The organism is Streptomyces sp. NPDC089919, from assembly GCF_040684615.1.
GTDB lineage: Bacteria > Actinomycetota > Actinomycetes > Streptomycetales > Streptomycetaceae > Streptomyces.
In genome coordinates, this window is record NZ_JBFBGK010000084.1 from 20,902 (window position 1) to 37,952 (window position 17,051).

Sequence of the window (17,051 nt, forward strand, 5' to 3'; positions counted from 1 at the left end):
CCGAATAACCCTCCAATTGCCTGTTAGTCTGCGCCGCGTCTTTTCTGGCGAGGTATTTGGAGGAGTTGCGTGAGGCGTTTTGTCAAGCGTCGAATACCGGCGGCCGTGGCGGCCGCCCTGCTGGCCGGACTACTGCCCTCGACGGCGGTGGCCCTGGAGGCCGCGGGCGCGCCCGCGCCGGGCGTCCGGCAGCCGAAGCCGGTCCCGGTGACGGAGACCGCCATCGGCGGCAAGCGGTGGCCGGACGCGGCCGCCGCACACGCGTGGACCACCCGCGTGCCGCGGGCCAGCTGGCCGCGCGCGGGGTCGGCACAGGCCCCGGCGACCGGCGGCCGAGCGGGCGGGCTGCCCGTCTCGGTGCTCCCGGAGGCGCCGACGGCCCCGAAGTCCGGGGCGGCCGCGGCCGACCGGGCCGCCGCGCCCCGGTTCACGGTGACCGTGGCCGCCAAGGAGGCCGCCCGCCGGGCGGGGGTCGACGGGCTGCTGCTCTCGGTCGGCCGCGCCGACGGCGGCCGGGCCCCGGTCCCCGCCCGGGTGCAGGTCGACTACGCCGCCTTCCGGGACGCCTACGGCGGCGACTGGGCCGGCCGGCTGCGCCTGGTCGAACTGCCGGGCTGCGCCCTGACCACGCCCGCGCTGGCGAAGTGCCGGACCCACAAGCCGCTGCACACGGTCAACGACACGCGCACGGGCCGGCTCACCGCGAAGACCGCGGCAGGCTCCGCCGCCACCGTCCTGGCCGCCACCGCCGAGTCCGGCGGCCCGACCGGCGACTACAAGGCCACCTCGCTCCAGGCCTCGGGCTCCTGGACCGCGGGCGGCGCCACCGGCGCCTTCACCTGGTCGACCCCGATCGCCGTGCCGTCGGTTCCCGGCGGCCTCTCCCCCAAGGTCGCCCTCGGGTACAACTCCCAGTCGGTGGACGGCCGGACGGCTGCCGCCAACGCGCAGCCGTCCTGGATCGGCGACGGCTGGAACTGGGAGCCCGGCTTCGTGGAACGCCGGTACAAGTCCTGCAACGACGACAAGACGGGCTCGACCAACACCACCCGGGTCGGCGACCTGTGCTGGTACAACGACAACGCCACGCTGTCGCTGAACGGCAAGAACACCGAGCTGGTCTACGAGGCCGGCAAGGGCTGGCAGGCCGTGGGCGACTCGGGCGAGAAGGTCGAGAAGCTGACCGGCGCCGTCAACGGCGACAAGGGCACCGCCGGCGTGGACGGCGAGGGCGAGCACTGGAAGGTCACCACGACCGACGGCACCCAGTACTTCTTCGGCCTGAACCGGCTGCCCGGCTGGAAGGACAACGGCACCGCAGCCGACGACCCGGTCACCGACTCCACCCTCACCGTCCCGGTCTTCGGCAACCAGTCCGGCGAGCCCTGCTACAACTCCTCCTTCGCGAGCGCCTGGTGCCAGCAGGCCTGGCGCTGGCAGCTGGACTACGTGGTCGACCCCAACGACAACGCCATGGCGCTGTACTGGAAGAGCGAGTCGAACAACTACGGCCGCAACGTCAGCGAGACCACCGGCAAGTCCACGGTCACCCCGTACGACCGGGCGGGCTACCTCGACCACATCGACTACGGCCTGCGGGGCGACGCCGTCTACACCGGCAAGGCCATGGCGAAGGTCGTCTTCGACACCGGCGAGCGCTGCCTGACCGGCTGCACGACCTTCGACGAGGCGAACGCCAAGAACTGGCCCGACGTCCCCTTCGACCAGTACTGCAAGGACGGCGCCACCGAGTGCAAGGACAAGTACTCGCCGACCTTCTGGTCCCGGATGCGGCTCGCCTCGATCACCACCAAGGTGCTCACCGGCGGCGCGTACAAGGACGTGGACACCTGGACCCTCAAGCAGGACTTCCCCGCCTCGGGCGACGGCGTCTCGACCCCGATGTGGCTGGCCTCCGTCCAGCGCACCGGCAAGGCCGGCGGCACCCTCACCACCCCGCCGGTCACCTTCGCCGGCGAGCAGCGGCCCAACCGCGTGGACAAGCTCGGTGACGGGCTGGCGCCCTTCGTACGGCTGCGCCTCTACCAGATCACCACGGAGACCGGCGGCACCATCGGCGTCACCTACTCGCAGCCGGACTGCACGGCCGCCTCGCTGCCCGCGCCGGACGCCACCAACACCACCCGCTGCTACCCGGTGAAGTGGGCCTTCGAGGGCGACAAGGCCAAGCAGGACTGGTTCAACTCGTACGTGGTGACGGCCGTGGCCGAGGGCGACAACCTCGTCGAGTCCCCGGACAAGGTGAGCACGTACTCCTACCTCGGCGGCGCCGCCTGGGCCAAGAGCACCGACGAGTTCACCAAGGCCGAGGACCGCGCGTACTCGGTGCCCCGCGGATACGGCCGGGTGCAGACCCGCACGGGAGACGGGTCCGACCCCCGGACGCTGGACGAGACCCGGTTCTTCCGGGGCATCGACGGGGCCGCGGTGAAGGACACGGCGGGCGAGGCGGTGACCGACCGCGAGGAGTTCGCGGGCATGGTCCGCGAGAAGATCCAGTACGACGGGGACGACACCGCGAAGCCGGTGTCCTCGGTGTCGTACACCCCGTGGCGCTCGGCCCCGGGCAACACGCGCACCCGCTCCGGCCTGCCGGACCTGGTCGCGTACAAGACCGGCGTGGAGAAGGAGACCACCCGGCAGACCGTGGCCGCCGGCACCCGTAGCACCGCTCTGACCCGGCACTTCGACGCGTACGGCATGGTCGACCAGGTCTCCGAGACCGGTGACGCCGCCGTGCCCGGCGACGAGAAGTGCACCACGACCAGCTACGCGCGCGGCGCGGGCAGCGCGATCGTCGAGAAGGTCAGCCGGGTCGAGATCACCGCCGTGCTCTGCGGCAAGCCGGTCTCCCGCCCCGCCGACGTGATCGACGACGTCCGCTCCTGGTACGACGGGGGCGCCTTCGGGGCCGCCCCGACCCGCGGTCTGGTGACGAGGAAGGAGCGGATCAACGGCAGCGGATCGGGCTACTCGACCGTCTCCAGCACCCCGCTCGCGAGCTACGACGTCTACGGCCGGGCGCTGAGCACGGCCGACGCCTACGGCAAGGCCACCACCACCGCGTACACCCCCGCCACCGGCGAGGTGCCCACCCAGACCGTGGTCACCAACCCCAAGGGGCACACCGCCACCACCGTGACCGAGCCGCTGCGCGGCCAGACCACTCAGCTCACCGACGCGAACGGCAAGGTCACCACGACCCGGTACGACGCCCTCGGCCGCCTGGTCAAGGTGTGGAAGCCGACCCGGTCGGCCGCCACCTACCCGGACTCGCCGAACCTGTCGTTCGAGTACCTGGTGCGCAACGACGGCCCGCTGGTGGTCACCACCAAGTCGCTGACGCACGACGGCACGTACGCCGTGTCCTACTCCTTCCACGACGGTCTGCTGCGCGAGCGGCAGACCCAGAAGGCCTCCCCCGACCAGTCCGGCCGGCTGGTGACCGAGACCTTCTACGACAGCCGTGGCCAGGCCTGGCGCAACTCGGGCGTCTTCTACGCCACCGGCCCGGCCGAACCGGTCCTGGTCACCGGGCAGGAGCTGAAGTACCCGGCGTCCACGGACACCGAGTTCGACGGGGCCGGCCGGGTGACCGCGGTGGTCTCCCGCCGGTTCGGCGACGAGACCAAGCGCACCACCACCACGTACACCGGCGACACCACCACGGTCGTCCCGCCGGCCGGCGGGGTCGCGGCCACCACCGTGACCGACGCCCTGGGCCGGACCGTAGAGCTGCGCCAGTACGCCGACGCCGCCCGCAAGGTCGCGCAGGTGACCAGGCGCGCCTACGACCGGCTGGGCCGGCTCGCCTCGGTGACCGATCCCTCGGGCGCCTCCTGGTCGTACAAGTACGACGTCCGGGGCCGCCAGACGGACGCGACCGACCCGGACAAGGGCCTGGTCAAGAGCACCTACGACACCGGTGACCGGATCACGGACGTGCTGGACGCCCGCGGGGTGTCCCTGCACAGCGACTTCGACGAGCTGGGCCGGCGCACCGCGCTGAAGAAGGGCACCACCACCCTCGCCACCTGGGAGTACGACACCGTCGCCAAGGGCCAGGTGTCGAAGTCCACGCGCTGGGTGAACGGCAGCGCCTACGAGTCCTCGGTCACCGCGTACAACAGCGTCTACCAGCCGGTGGTGACCCAGACGGTGATCCCCGCCGCCGAGGGTGCGCTGGCCGGTACGTACAAGTGGACGACCTCCTACAACCTCAACACCGGCCAGGTGATGTGGACCCAGCAGCCCGCCCTCGGCGACCTGCCGGCGGAGAAGGTCGCCAACACCTACAGTCCGGTCGCGGGCCTGCTCTCCACCGTGGGCGCCGGCACTGACCCGCTGGTCAACGAGACGACCTACGACCACTACGGGCGCAACATCGTCCAGAAGTTCGGCGAGTTCGGCCGGACCATCACCTCCTCGCACGTCTTCGACGAGCACACCGGCTCGCTCACCGACTCCTACCTGGACCGGGAGGCGGCACCGCAGCGGATCGAGGACGCGCACTACCGCTACGACCCCGCGGGCAACGTCCGCTCCGTCTCCACCTCGTACGGCCAGGACACCGCCCGCACCACGGACAACCAGTGCTTCGCGCTGGACGCCCTGACGCGGATCACGGAGGCCTGGACGGACCGGAACGCCCAGTGCTCCGCGGCCCCTTCGGCCACCGCGGTGGGCGGCGAGGACGCCTACTGGACCTCGTACGCCTACGACGCGGTGGGCAACCGCACCTCGGAGACGCAGCACAAGACCGCCGCGGGTCCGTCCGCCGACGCCGTGCGCACGTACGCCGCGCCGACCGCGGGCACGCACGACCTGCCCAAGGTCACCCAGACCGGCGCGGGTGCGCGGGACGAGACGTACACCTACGACGAGATGGGCAACACCGAGACCCGCAAGCTCGGCACCGCCCCGGTGCAGACCTTCCTGTGGGACGACGAGGGCCACCTCGGCTCCGTCAAGGAGGGCACCACGGAGAAGGCGAGCTACCTCTACGACACCGACGGCCAGCGGCTGATCGCCCGGGACGCCTCGGGCACCACGCTCACCCTGTCCCAGGGCAACGAGCTGCACCTGTCCAAGAGCGGCAAGGTCAGCGGCACCCGCACCTACGCGGCCGACGGCCGCACGGTCGCGGTCCGCACCGGTACGGTGCTGACCTTCACCTTCGGCGACCACCACGGCACCGGCACCATCCAGGTGACCGCGGACGCCGCGCAGACCGTCACCCGCCGCAAGACCGCTCCCTTCGGCGCGGCCCGCGGCGCGCAGCCCGGCACCTGGGCCGGCGACCGGGGCTTCCTCGGCGGCACCACCGACGAGGCCACCCTGACCGTGCACCTGGGGGCGCGCGAGTACGACCCGGCCACCGGCCGGTTCCTGAGCGTCGACCCGGTCCTGGACCTGGACGACCCGCAGGCCGCGCAGGGCTACACGTACGCCGACAACAACCCGACCACGAAGGGCGACCCCACCGGCCGGCAGCTGATGGAGTGCTGGCAGGGCCTGATCGAGTGCCGCGGCGGCATGCCGGTCACCTCCAAGCCCAAGTCGGACCCGCCGCCGTCGGACCCGCCGGCGGACGACTGGATCGACGAGGTCATGGACGCGGGCTGGGGCACCAAGCCGCTGGGTTCGGTGCGCGGCACGTTCAAGGTCGCCAAGGGTCCGAACCGGGGCATCATCCGGCTCACCTTCTTCATCCACACCAAGGAGGCGGCGCTGGGCATGCTGGTCGGCGACGACCGCGAGGTGGTGAAGGACGACCCGCACGCCCCCTACCGCATGTCGATGTTCTGGAACACGGAGTCGGGTGACGTCAGCTTCACCATCGCCGCATCGCACACGACGCCCACCAAGGTCGCGGTGAGCAGCGGGGTGGGTCTGCTCGCCGACGCGAACCTGAAGATGGTGGAGAAGCCGGGCCACATGATCCCGGCCAACCGCCTGAAGGTCGGCGGCATCTCGGGCGACACCATCGGCGGCGACAACGTGCTCGACTACGACACCTTCGGGCACCAGTCCACGTCCGAACAGCTCGACCTGGGGGTGCACGCCGTGAACAGCCTCATGAACCTCTTCGCCGTCGACAACGACATCAAGATCAAGGCGACGAAGAGCTCCGTGACGGTCAGCAGGTCCGGGGACGCCTACCCCGACATGGAGGTGACGCAGTACCGTACCGGCCAGGCGCCCCGCCTCATCGCCTCGGACCGGATGGCGAGCGACACCGGCATGGACTCGGCTCCGTTCTGGGGCGACAAGATCGACAAGACCTGGACGGACGGCCGATGCACGAAGGGCTGCTGATGACGCACACGACGCAGACCGCGGCGGGACCCGGCATGCGCCGGGTGCTCGGGCGGATCGGCCGGTGCGTGCTGACCTATGCGGCGCTCCACATGGCCACCTGGGTGGTGATCTCCCTGGTGGTCCCGTGGGACGACTCCTTCGCCCAGGACATGCGGACCGCGCTCGGCATGCTGGCGCTCATCGGGGGGCCGACCCTGCTCCTGGCGGTGGTCGCCGGGCTCGCGCACACGTCCATGGCACCGGCCCGGTTCCGCACCGCGCTGGCGTTCCCGATGGTCTTCTTCATCTGGCCCCTGCTGGGGATGAGCACCGGCGAACCGCTGGTCTTCCAGTTCCTCGCGCAGGTCGCCTTCGCCGCGTACCTGATGCCGGCGCCGCTGGTGCCGGAGAACTGGACGGGCCGGCCGGCCTAGGCCGGCACCGGTGAGTGGCGACGCCCCGGCGGGATCTTCCCGCCGGGGCGTCGCCGTCTCGCCGAAGGTCCGGAAAAGGCCGGAAATCGGGGCGCGGCGGGGTGCCGGGCCGCCTGACACTCAGGCCCATGTCGCCAACTACGCAGCAGTGGACGCCCACCCACGGGGAGCCCTACCGGCCCGTCCCCTACCGGCCCGAGCGGATGCCCGCGCAGGAGTCCGCCGACACCGCGGCGCACCTGCGCGGCCGGATGGACGAGCGGCGCACGGTCCGCCGCTTCTCGCCCGACCCGGTGCCGGAGCAGGTGGTCCGGGACGCGGTCGCCTGCGCCGCCACCGCGCCCTCCGGAGCGCACCAGCAGCCGTGGACCTTCGTCCTGGTCAAGGACCCTCAGGTGCGGGCCCAGATCCGGGCCGCCGCCGAGCAGGAGGAGCAGATCTCCTACGACGGCCGGCTCGGCGACGACTGGCTGGCGGCCCTGCGCCCGCTGGGCACCGACGCCGTGAAATCGCACCTCACCGACGCCCCCGTGCTGCTCGTGGTCTTCCAGCAGCGCTACTGGCTCGGCCCGGACGGCACCAAGCGCAAGCACTACTACGTGGACGAGTCGGTGGGCATCGCGGTCGGCATGCTGCTCACCGCCCTGCACCTCTCGGGCCTGGCCGCCCTGGTCCACACCCCCAGCCCGATGCGCTTCCTGGGCCACGTCCTGGGCCGCCCGGAGAACGAGAAGGCCTTCGCGGTGATCCCCATCGGCTACCCCGCCGAGGACTGCGAGGTCCCCGGCCTGATCCGCAAGTCCCTGGACCAGGTCCTGACCGAGGTCTAGGACCGGTCGCCCGTTCACCGGCGCGGAAATGGGGACCGCCCCCGCTCCGGACTTGGGGGTACCGGAGCGGGGGCGGGGTTCTGCGGGGCGGCTGCCCGTGGGGGGTTTAGCCCATGTGGGGGTAGCCGTACTCGGTCGGCGGGACCAGGGTCTCCTTGATGGAGCGGGTCGAGGTCCAGCGCAGGAGGTTGGAGGCGGCGCCCGCCTTGTCGTTGGTGCCGGAGGCGCGGCCGCCGCCGAAGGGCTGCTGGCCGACGACCGCACCGGTCGACTTGTCGTTGATGTAGAAGTTGCCCGCGGCGAAGCGCAGCTTCTCCATCGTGTCGGCCGCGGCGTAGCGGTCCTGGGCGATGACGGAGCCGGTCAGGGCGTACGCCGAGACGTTCTCCATCTGCGCCAGCATCGCGTCGTAGTCCTCGTCCTGGTAGACGTGGACCGCGAGGATCGGGCCGAAGTACTCGGTCGTGAAGACCTCGTTCTCCGGGTCGGTGCACTCGATGACCGTGGGGCGCACGAAGTAGCCCTCGGAGTCGTCGTACGTGCCACCGGCGACGATCGTGCAGGTCGGGTCGGCCTTGGCGCGGTCGATGGCGGCCTTGTTCTTGGCGAAGGACCGCTCGTCGATGACGGCGCCGATGAAGTTGGTCAGGTCCCGGACGTCACCCATGGTGATGCCGTCGACCTCGGCCGCGAACTGCTCCTTGAAGCCGTCGTTCCAGATGGAGGCCGGGACGTAGGCGCGGGAGGAGGCCGAGCACTTCTGGCCCTGGAACTCGAAGGAGCCGCGGGTCAGGGCGGTCTTCAGGATCGCGCGGTCCGCGGACGGGTGCGCGACGACGAAGTCCTTGCCGCCGGTCTCGCCGACCAGGCGCGGGTACGAGCGGTACTTCTCGATGTTGTTGCCGACCGTCTTCCACAGGTACTGGAAGGTCTTGGTCGAGCCGGTGAAGTGGATGCCGGCCAGCTCGGGGTGGTTCAGCGCGACCTCGGAGACGGCCAGGCCGTCACCGGTGACGAGGTTGATGACGCCCTTGGGCAGGCCCGCCTCCTCCAGGATCTGCATCAGCAGCACGGCGGCGTGGGTCTGGGTCGGGGACGGCTTCCACACGACCACGTTGCCCATCAGGGCGGGAGCGGTCGGCAGGTTGCCGGCGATCGCGGTGAAGTTGAACGGCGTGATCGCGTAGACGAAGCCCTCGAGCGGGCGGTGGTCGCTGCGGTTCCACACGCCGGCGGAGTTCGCCACCGGCTGCTCGGCCAGGATCTGGCGGGCGAAGTGGACGTTGAAGCGCCAGAAGTCGACCAGCTCGCACGGGGTGTCGATCTCCGCCTGCTGGGCGGTCTTCGACTGGCCGAGCATGGTGGAGGCGGCCAGCGTCTCGCGCCACGGACCCGACAGCAGCTCCGCCGCGCGCAGGATGATCGCGGCGCGGTCGTCGAAGGACATCGCGCGCCAGGCCGGGGCGGCGGCCAGGGCGGCGTCCACGGCCTCCTGGGCGTCGGCCTCGGTCGCGTTGGCGTAGGTGCCGATGACCGACTTGTGGTCGTGCGGCTGGACCACGTCGAAGCGCTCCCCGCCGCCCATCCGCTTCTGACCGTTGATGGTCATCGGGAGGTCGATCGGGTTCTCGGACAGCTCCTTGAGCTTGGCCTCGAGGCGCGCCCGCTCCGGGCTGCCCGGGGCGTAGCTGTGGACCGGCTCGTTGACCGGCGCGGGGACCTGGGTCACTGCGTCCATGGGACTGGTAACTCCTTGACCTAGTTCTTGGTGATCATCGAGCGGACGAAGAAGAGCAGGTTGGCCGGCTTCTCGGCCAGCCGGCGCATGAAGTAGCCGTACCAGTCGGTGCCGTACGCCGTGTAGACGCGCATCCGGTGGCCCTCGGCGGCCAGCCGCAGGTGCTCCTCGCTGCGGATGCCGTACAGCATCTGGAACTCGTACTCGTCCAGCTTGCGCCCGGCCTGGCGGGCCAGCTCCTGGGTGATGGCGATCAGGCGCGGGTCGTGCGACCCGATCATCGGGTAGCCCGAGCCCTCCATGAGGATCTTCAGGATGCGGACGTAGGCCTTGTCGATCTCGGCCTTGTCCTGGTAGGCGACGGACGCGGGCTCCTTGTAGGCGCCCTTCACGATCCGCACCCGGCTGCCCGCGGCGGCCAGCCGGCGGGCGTCGTCCTCGGTGCGGAAGAGGTACGCCTGGATGACGCAGCCGGTCTGCGGGAAGTCCCGGCGCAGTTCCTCGTGGATGGCGAACATCGAGTCGAGGGTGGTGTGGTCCTCGGCGTCCAGGGTGACGGTGGTGCCGATGGCCGCGGCGGCCTCGACCACCGGGCGGACGTTGGCGAGGGCCAGCTCGTGGCCGCCCTCCAGCGTCTGGCCGAACATGGAGAGCTTGACCGACATCTCGGCGCGCTCGCCCAGGCCCAGGTCCTTGAGCTGCTCGATCAGCTCGAGGTAGGCGTCACGGGCGGCGTGCGACTGCTCGACCCTGGTGATGTCCTCGCCGACGACGTCGAGGGTGACCTCGAGGCCCTTCTGCGTGAGGTCCACGACGATCGGAATGACCTGGTCGACCGTCTCACCGGGGATGAACCGGTTCACCACGGGCTTGGTCACCGGGGCGGCAGAGACGATTCGGCGCATCTTGTCGCTGCGCGAGGCGGCGAGGATCGCGGGACCCAGCACGGGGCACCTCCAACGGGTGGCAGAAGGAGCGGACACCGCGGGTCAAGGCAGTGGCCGTCACAGAAACGCAAGTAAAACCACCGTGAAACCTAAGGATCGCTCCGATCCTCTGCCATCGACAGCTGTCACGCATCCGTGGCCGGGATCTCAGACATCTGTCTGAAGCGGGGCGCGGGCGATGGGAGAATGCGGGAGTGAAAGGCGATTACCAGGATCTGGTGGACGAGATCTCGGCGCTGCTCGACGCGCCCGCGACCCTGGAGAACCGCGACTTCCGGCTGATCGCCTTCGGCGCCCACGACAGCGACGACGACCTGGCGATGGACCCGGTCCGCACCCGGTCGATCCTGACCCGGCAGTCCACGGCCGCGGTGCGCAGCTGGTTCGAGGGCTTCGGGATCGCGCGGGCGGTGGGGCCGGTGCACATCCCGGCGGCGCCCGAGGCGGGGGTCTTCCGGGGGCGGATCTGCCTGCCGGTGCGGCACCGCGGCATCGTGCACGGCTACGTGTGGCTGCTGGACGCGGAGCCGGGACCGGGGCCGGCGCAGCTGGCCGCCGCCATGGAGGTGGCGGAGCGGATCGGCGTCCTGCTGGCCGACGAGGCGAAGGCCGGGGCGGACCTGTCCCGGGAGTTCCGGGCGGTGCTCACGGCCGGCCGGGGCTGGCAGCGGGACATGGCCGTGGCCGCCCTGCGTTCCGCGCTGGGCCCGGGCGCGGACGGACTGCACGCGGTGGTGTGCGTCTCCCCGTGGCCCGGGGAGCTGCCGGGGTCGGTGCCGGGGGCGGCGGCGATGTGCACCGCCCCGGCGCGGGTGCCGGCGGGCGGCGAGCCGGCGGCGGAGCCGGGGCCGGAGGGCGGCGGCGGGCCGGACCGGGAGGCCGAGCGGCTGGGTGCGGCGGCGCCCTCGGCCCGCTCGCTGGCCCTGCTGGTGCGGCTGCGCACCCCGGACACGCTGACCCCGGCGACCCAGGCGGCCACCCGCCTCCTCCCGGGCGGGGCGGGGGCGGTCGGCCGGACGGGTGGCGGCGGTGGCGGGAGCGGTACGGGCGCGGGTGGCGCGGGTACGGGCGGCCCCGGCGCGGGTCCCGGCGGGCGGGGGGCCGGGGCTCCCGGGGCCGCGGCGGGGGTCTCCGAGCCGGTCCGCGGTCTCACGGAGCTGGCCACGGCCTGGCAGCAGGCCACGGCCGCGGCCCGGGCGGCGGGGGCGCAGCCGCGGCTGGGGCCGGTGGCGGAGTGGCGGGCGATCGGGCCGTACCGGATGCTGGCGGCGCTGCCGCCGGGCCCGGTGGACGATCCGGCGACCCGGGCACTGCTGGGCCCCGCCCACCCCGAACTCGCCCGCACCGTCGAGGTGTTCCTCGACTGCGCCGGTCAGGCGGGGCGGGCGGCGGCGGCGCTGGGCATCCACCGGCAGACCCTCTACTACCGGCTCTCCCGGGTGGAGGCGCTGACCGGCCTGGACCTGGACGAGGGCGAGGACCGCCTCCTCCTCCACATGGCCCTCAAGGCCACCCGCCTGACCCCGTAACGCCCCGCCCGCGGGCCGGCGGGGCGCCGGCCGGTCAGCGGGCGGAGGTGGCGATGGGCAGGGGGGCGCCGGTCAGGGCGTCCAGGGGGATGCGGCCGGCCAGCGGGTGGCTCAGGCGGACGGTGACGGGCTCGGTGCGCAGGACCAGGTCGCAGACCTGGTCCCGGTCCTCCTTCGAGGGGATCGCGGAGCCGGACAGCACCACGCTGTCGATCGCCTCCAGGACCTCCACCCGCGCCCCGCCGTCGCAGTCCCCGTGCCCGGCGGAGACGGTCAGCACCCGGCCGTCCGCCGAGATCGCCGTCAGGACCAGGGCGGAGGCGGCGTCCACCGCCACTTGGGCCGGTGTGACCGGCAGCTTGGAGTCCTCCACCGCGACCCGCACCAGCGGCGTGTCGTACCCGGCCAGCGTGAACAGCCAGGCCGGCACCTTCGCCGGCCCCCGGCTGGTCAGGAGGTCGATCTCGCCGAGCCGGGCGCCGGTGATCCGCAGCGGGTGCGGGCGGCCGTTGCCGCCCCCGGGGGCGAGCCGCCGGTACGCCTCCCCCGCCGGCATCAGCGGCACGGCCAGCCGCTGCCCGCCCGCCCACCGGACGGCGCCCTCCGTACCGCTCTCCCGGACGGCCGCACGGCCGGGGAAGACGATGTTCTGCTCCAGGTAGGCCTGCTTGTCCGCGCCGCTGTGCCAGGCCCCCACCGGCTCCCGCACCAGCGGGGCCAGCGGGAAGAAGCCCTGCCGCCAGCTCTGCACGGCCGGCGAGGCGTCCCACGCGTCGGCCACCGCCCGCATCCGGCTCTTCAGCACGGGCCCGTCCCCCGGGATGGAAACCGCGGAACACCCCGCGCCCGCCAACACCATGACCGCCGCCACCGCCAGCACTCCTCGCCGTGCCATCCCGCTCCCCCTCGTACACCGGTACCAACGCCCGGTCGGACGTGCGGAGGCGGCGTCGGGTTCCGTGCTCCGAGGGAGTCCGGCTCGAAGCCGGTTGCGCTCAGGCCCCCTTGAAGCCCTCGGCGGCCCGGCGCATGCCCTCGGTGAAGTCCTCGGCCGAGGCGGCCGAGGCCGGGTCGAAGAGCCACTGGAGCATCAGGCCGTTGAGCAGCGCCTGGTAGAAGGCGCCGAGGGTGCGCAGGTCGTCCTCACCGAGTTCGTCCTCCGGGACGCCGGTGAACATCGAGACCAGGCCCTTGCGGCCCTCGGTCTGCGAGGCGGCGAGCAGGGCGCGCAGCTCCGGCAGCCGCTCCCCGTGGAGGGCCACCTCCATGCTGGCCGCCCACAGCGGCCGGGACTGCTTCTCCCGGGCGAGGAAGCCCTGCCAGACGGAGCGGAACCGCTCCGGAGAGCCGCCCTCGCCGGCCCGGGCCGGGCCCTGGCTCTCGCCCCACTCCTCCATGAGGGCGATGAACGCCTGGGTGAGCAGGGCGTCCTTGGAGCCGTAGTGGTAGCCGATCGACGCCAGGTTCGCGCCGGAGGCATTGACGATGTCGCGCGCGGTGGTGCGCACGAACCCCTTCTCGACCAGGCACTGCTTGGCGCCTTCGAGCAGATCTTCACGGTGTCCCATGGCTCCGACCATACCTCCGTTCCATACAGACGTCACACACATGCGTCACACACACGCGTCACACACAGATGTCACGGACGTGTGTCACATACGAACGTCCCATACGGTCGTTCTAGACAAGTGTTTATGACGTGTGTACATTCATGGCCATGACGAACCCCGCCTCCACCAACTCCCGCGCCGGCCGCCGGGAATGGACCGCCTTCACCGTCCTCCTGCTGCCGCTGCTCCTGGTCTCGATGGATGTCTCCGTCCTCTACTTCGCCGTCCCGGCCATCACCCGGGAGCTCGACCCGACCGCCACCCAGCAGCTGTGGATCTTCGACAGCTACGGCTTCGCCCTCGCCGGCCTGCTGATCACGATGGGGTCGCTCGGCGACCGGATCGGCCGCCGCAGGCTCCTGCTGGCCGGTGCCGCCGCCTTCGGACTCGCCTCGGTGGGCGCCGCGTACGCCCAGAGCGCCGAGATGCTCATCGCCGCCCGCGTCCTGCTCGGCGTCGGCGGGGCCACCCTGATGCCCTCGACCATGGCCCTGGTCCGCAACATGTTCACCGACGACCGGCAGCGCAGTAAGGCGATCGGCATCTGGTCGGCCGCCATGGCCGGCGGCATCGCCCTGGGCTCCGTCCTCAGCGGTGTGCTGCTCAACCACTTCTGGTGGGGCTCGGTCTTCCTGATCAACGTGCCCGCGATGCTGCTCCTGCTGGTCCTCGTCCCGGTCCTGGTCCCCGAGTTCAAGGACCCGGCCCCCGGCCGCTTCGACCTGCTGAGCGTCCCGCTCTCGATGGGCGCGGTGCTCCCCGTGGTCTACGGGCTCAAGGAGACCGCCGCCGAGGGCTTCGAGCCCCGCTACGCCCTGTGCATCGCCGCCGGCCTGGTCCTGGCCGCCGTCTTCACCGCCCGCCAGCGCCGCCGCGAGGACGCGATGATCAGCCGGGCGCTCTTCCGGGGCCGCGGCTTCGGCGCCGGCATCGGCCTCAACACCATCGCCGCCTTCGCCATGATGGGCTCGGCCTACTTCACCACCCAGTACCTGCAGTCGGTGCTCGGCATGGGTCCGCTCGAAGCCGCGCTGTGGAGCCTGGCCCCGTCCCTCGCGGTCGGCGCCGCCGCCCCGACCGCCACCGCCCTCGCCCAGAAGACCGGCCGGGCCCCGGTCGTGGCCGCCGGCTTCGTCCTGGCCGCCGCGGGCTTCGGGCTGGTCGGCCTGGTCGGCACCGACTCGCTCTGGGTCCTGCTGGCCGGCGCCGCGGTGCTGGCCTCCGGCATCGTCACCGTGATGTCCCTGGTCTCCGACATGGCGCTGGCCGCCGCACCCGCCGAGAAGGCCGGCTCCGCGGCCTCCCTGCTGGAGACCGGCCAGGAGTTCGGCGGCGCCCTCGGCATGGCCCTGCTGGGCAGCCTCGGCACCGCCGTCTACCGCGCCGACCTCGACGGCGCCGACCCGGCCGCCCGGGAGACCCTGGGCGGGGCGGTGGCCACCGCCGGCCGGCTCGGCGGCACCGCCGGCGAGCAGTTGCTCGGCGCGGCCCGCGAGGCCTTCGTCCACGGCATGCAGTACGCCGCCCTGGGCGGGGCGGTACTGCTGCTCGGCACCGCGGCGCTGGCCGCCGTCCTGCTGCGGGGCACCGGCGCCGCCGCCCCGGTCGCCGGGGCCGGTACCGAACAGCCGGAGGCGGCCCCGGTCACCGGCACCGCCCGCTGACCGCGGGCCGGACCACCGGCCCCGGTACGGCCCGCACGGAAGGGGCGAGGAGACGGAGAGGGCCCCCGGGATCATCCCGGGGGCCCTCCGCGCGTCTACGGGTACGACGGATCAGCCGAGGTTCACCGAGCGGGCCGAGGTGGCGCCGATCTCCACGGCGATCTCCGCGAGCACCGTCGCGGGGACGTTGTCGTCCACGCTCAGCACCGCCAGCGCCTCGCCGTGCTCCTCCGCCCGCGCCACCTGCATGCCGGCGATGTTCAGGCCGCCCTCGCCGAGGATCCGACCGACGGTGCCGACCACGCCCGGCCGGTCCTGGTAGCGCAGCACGACCATGTGGTCGGCGAGCGAGAGGTCCACGTCGTACTCGCCGACGCCGACGATCTTCTGGAGGTGCTTGGGGCCGGCGAGGGTGCCGGAGACCGACACCTCCTGGCCGTCGGAGAGGGTGCCGCGGACGGTCACCACGTTCCGGTGGTCGGGGGACTCCGAGCTGGTGGTCAGCCGGACCTCGACACCGCGCTCCTGCGCGAACAGCGGGGCGTTGACGTAGGAGACGGTCTCGTCCACCACGTCCTCGAACACGCCCTTGAGCGCGGAGAGTTCGAGCACCTTGACGTCGTGCTGGGTGATCTCGCCGTAGACCTCGACGTCGAGGCGGACGGCCACCTCGCCGGCCAGCGCGGTGAAGATCCGGCCCAGCTTCTCGGCGAGCGGCAGGCCCGGGCGGACGTCCTCGGCGATGACCCCGCCCTGGACGTTGACCGCGTCCGGCACCAGCTCGCCGGCGAGCGCCAGGCGCACCGACTTGGCGACCGCGATGCCGGCCTTCTCCTGGGCCTCGTCCGTGGAGGCGCCGAGGTGCGGGGTGCAGACGACCTGGTCGAGCTCGAAGAGCGGGGAGTCCGTGCAGGGCTCCTTGGCGTACACGTCGAGGCCGGCGCCGGCGACCCTGCCCTCCTTGAGGGCGGTGTACAGCGCGGCCTCGTCCACGATCCCGCCGCGGGCGGCGTTGACGATCCGCACCGAGGGCTTGACCTTGTGCAGCGCCTCGTCGCCGATCAGGCCCAGGGTCTCGGGGGTCTTGGGCAGGTGCACGGTGATGAAGTCGGCGACCTCGAGCAGTTCGTCGAGGGTCAGCATCTTCACGCCCATCTGGGCGGCCCGCGCGGGCTGGACGTACGGGTCGTAGGCGACGACCTTCATGCCGAAGGCGGACATCCGCTGGGCGACCAGGACGCCGATGCGGCCGAGGCCCACCACGCCGAGGGTCTTCTCGCTGAGCTCGACGCCGGTGTACTTGCTGCGCTTCCACTCGCCGTTCTTCAGGGCGGTGTTGGCCTGCGGGATGTTGCGCGCGGTGGCCACCAGCAGACCGCAGGCCAGCTCGGCCGCGGTGACGATGTTGGAGGTCGGGGCGTTGACGACCATCACGCCGGCCTTGGTGGCGGCGGCGACGTCGACGTTGTCCAGGCCGACGCCGGCGCGGGCGACGACCTTGAGCTTCTTGGCGGCGGCGATGGCCTCCGCGTCGACCTTGGTGGCGGAGCGGACCAGGATGGCGTCGACGTCCGCGATCGCGGGGAGCAGCTCGGCGCGGTCGGCGCCGTTGCAGTGCCGGATCTCGAAGTCGGGGCCGAGCGCGTCCACGGTGGCGGGCGACAGCTCTTCGGCGATGAGTACGACAGGTTTCGAGCTCACGTGGGTCCTCACAAGTCCAGTGCGGACGGCCGTCCCGACGGCCGCAGGCGGTGGAGGGGGTAGCCGCGTGGAAGACGCACGACACTGTGGGCCTGACGCGTATGTGTTGAGCAGTGTAGTGGCGGATCGGTCCTGCGTTTCCGCCTGTCCGGAAGGATCACCCGTCCGTGGTTGGACGGCATGGGATGTCCTCGTAAAGCGTCACCGGGGCTTTGTCGAGCAGGATGCGCTGGTGCACGTACTGGTCCAGCAGGCGGCGCACGGCGGCCACGTCGCC

10 protein-coding genes and 1 pseudogene are annotated in these 17,051 nt (G+C 72.2%); 5 read left to right on the forward strand and 6 right to left on the reverse strand.

Annotation, left to right across the window (positions count from 1 at the left end; all coding sequences use genetic code 11):
- The first annotated feature begins 69 nt into the window (after nucleotides 1–69).
- From AB0O40_RS27780 to AB0O40_RS27790, 3 genes are all read left to right on the forward strand, one after another.
- Nucleotides 70–6,339: an RHS repeat-associated core domain-containing protein gene (locus AB0O40_RS27780; protein WP_365047325.1), complete on the forward strand. Its 6,270-nt coding sequence runs from the start codon at nucleotides 70–72 to the stop codon at nucleotides 6,337–6,339.
- Nucleotides 6,339–6,755: a hypothetical protein gene (locus AB0O40_RS27785; protein ID WP_365047328.1), complete on the forward strand. Its 417-nt coding sequence runs from the start codon at nucleotides 6,339–6,341 to the stop codon at nucleotides 6,753–6,755. The genes AB0O40_RS27780 and AB0O40_RS27785 overlap by 1 nt, the downstream gene beginning before the upstream one ends.
- Nucleotides 6,756–6,883: 128 nt before the next feature.
- A complete protein-coding gene (locus AB0O40_RS27790; protein ID WP_365047329.1) occupies nucleotides 6,884–7,585 on the forward strand; it encodes a nitroreductase family protein in 702 nt (233 codons plus the stop codon).
- A 106-nt stretch (nucleotides 7,586–7,691) separates the two neighbouring features.
- Here AB0O40_RS27790 and pruA read toward each other — a convergent pair whose 3' ends face one another.
- Nucleotides 7,692–9,323, reverse strand: a complete 1,632-nt coding sequence (gene pruA, locus AB0O40_RS27795) for an L-glutamate gamma-semialdehyde dehydrogenase (RefSeq protein WP_365047332.1) — start codon at nucleotides 9,321–9,323, stop codon at nucleotides 7,692–7,694.
- A 20-nt stretch (nucleotides 9,324–9,343) separates the two neighbouring features.
- Nucleotides 9,344–10,270 carry a proline dehydrogenase family protein gene (locus AB0O40_RS27800; RefSeq protein WP_365047335.1) on the reverse strand — a complete coding sequence of 309 codons (927 nt, stop codon included), beginning with the start codon at nucleotides 10,268–10,270 and terminating at the stop codon, nucleotides 9,344–9,346.
- A gap of 194 nt (nucleotides 10,271–10,464) precedes the next feature.
- On the opposite strand from AB0O40_RS27800, the gene AB0O40_RS27805 reads away from it, so the two are divergent.
- On the forward strand, nucleotides 10,465–11,799 hold the full coding sequence (locus tag AB0O40_RS27805) for a helix-turn-helix domain-containing protein (RefSeq protein ID WP_365047338.1): 1,335 nt from the start codon (nucleotides 10,465–10,467) through the stop codon (nucleotides 11,797–11,799).
- Between the two features lie 34 nt (nucleotides 11,800–11,833).
- Here the strand turns inward: AB0O40_RS27805 and AB0O40_RS27810 are convergent, their stop codons facing one another.
- A complete protein-coding gene (locus tag AB0O40_RS27810; RefSeq protein WP_365047341.1) occupies nucleotides 11,834–12,694 on the reverse strand; it encodes a hypothetical protein in 861 nt (286 codons plus the stop codon).
- Nucleotides 12,695–12,794: 100 nt separating this feature from the next.
- Nucleotides 12,795–13,367 carry a TetR/AcrR family transcriptional regulator gene (locus AB0O40_RS27815; RefSeq protein WP_365047344.1) on the reverse strand — a complete coding sequence of 191 codons (573 nt, stop codon included), beginning with the start codon at nucleotides 13,365–13,367 and terminating at the stop codon, nucleotides 12,795–12,797.
- A 149-nt stretch (nucleotides 13,368–13,516) separates the two neighbouring features.
- Between AB0O40_RS27815 and AB0O40_RS27820 the strand changes: the two genes are divergently transcribed.
- Nucleotides 13,517–15,073, forward strand: coding sequence for an MFS transporter (locus AB0O40_RS27820; protein WP_365047347.1), 1,557 nt, complete (start codon nucleotides 13,517–13,519; stop codon nucleotides 15,071–15,073).
- Between the two features lie 111 nt (nucleotides 15,074–15,184).
- Here the strand turns inward: AB0O40_RS27820 and serA are convergent, their stop codons facing one another.
- Both serA and AB0O40_RS27830 read right to left on the reverse strand, forming a co-directional pair.
- Nucleotides 15,185–16,774 (reverse strand): phosphoglycerate dehydrogenase, encoded by a 1,590-nt coding sequence (serA, locus tag AB0O40_RS27825; protein ID WP_365047350.1) that lies wholly within the window; start codon nucleotides 16,772–16,774, stop codon nucleotides 15,185–15,187.
- A gap of 184 nt (nucleotides 16,775–16,958) precedes the next feature.
- Nucleotides 16,959–17,051 (reverse strand): annotated as a pseudogene (locus AB0O40_RS27830) (N-acetylglutamate synthase); the annotation flags it as partial.

Coding starts and splice junctions, on each gene's coding strand:
- pruA (WP_365047332.1), bottom strand. CDS start 9,323: ATGGACGCAGTGACCCAGGTCCCCGCGCCGGTCAACGAGCCGGTCCAC.
- AB0O40_RS27820 (WP_365047347.1), top strand. CDS start 13,517: ATGACGAACCCCGCCTCCACCAACTCCCGCGCCGGCCGCCGGGAATGG.
- AB0O40_RS27810 (WP_365047341.1), bottom strand. CDS start 12,694: ATGGCACGGCGAGGAGTGCTGGCGGTGGCGGCGGTCATGGTGTTGGCG.
- AB0O40_RS27790 (WP_365047329.1), top strand. CDS start 6,884: ATGTCGCCAACTACGCAGCAGTGGACGCCCACCCACGGGGAGCCCTAC.
- AB0O40_RS27785 (WP_365047328.1), top strand. CDS start 6,339: ATGACGCACACGACGCAGACCGCGGCGGGACCCGGCATGCGCCGGGTG.
- AB0O40_RS27815 (WP_365047344.1), bottom strand. CDS start 13,367: ATGGGACACCGTGAAGATCTGCTCGAAGGCGCCAAGCAGTGCCTGGTC.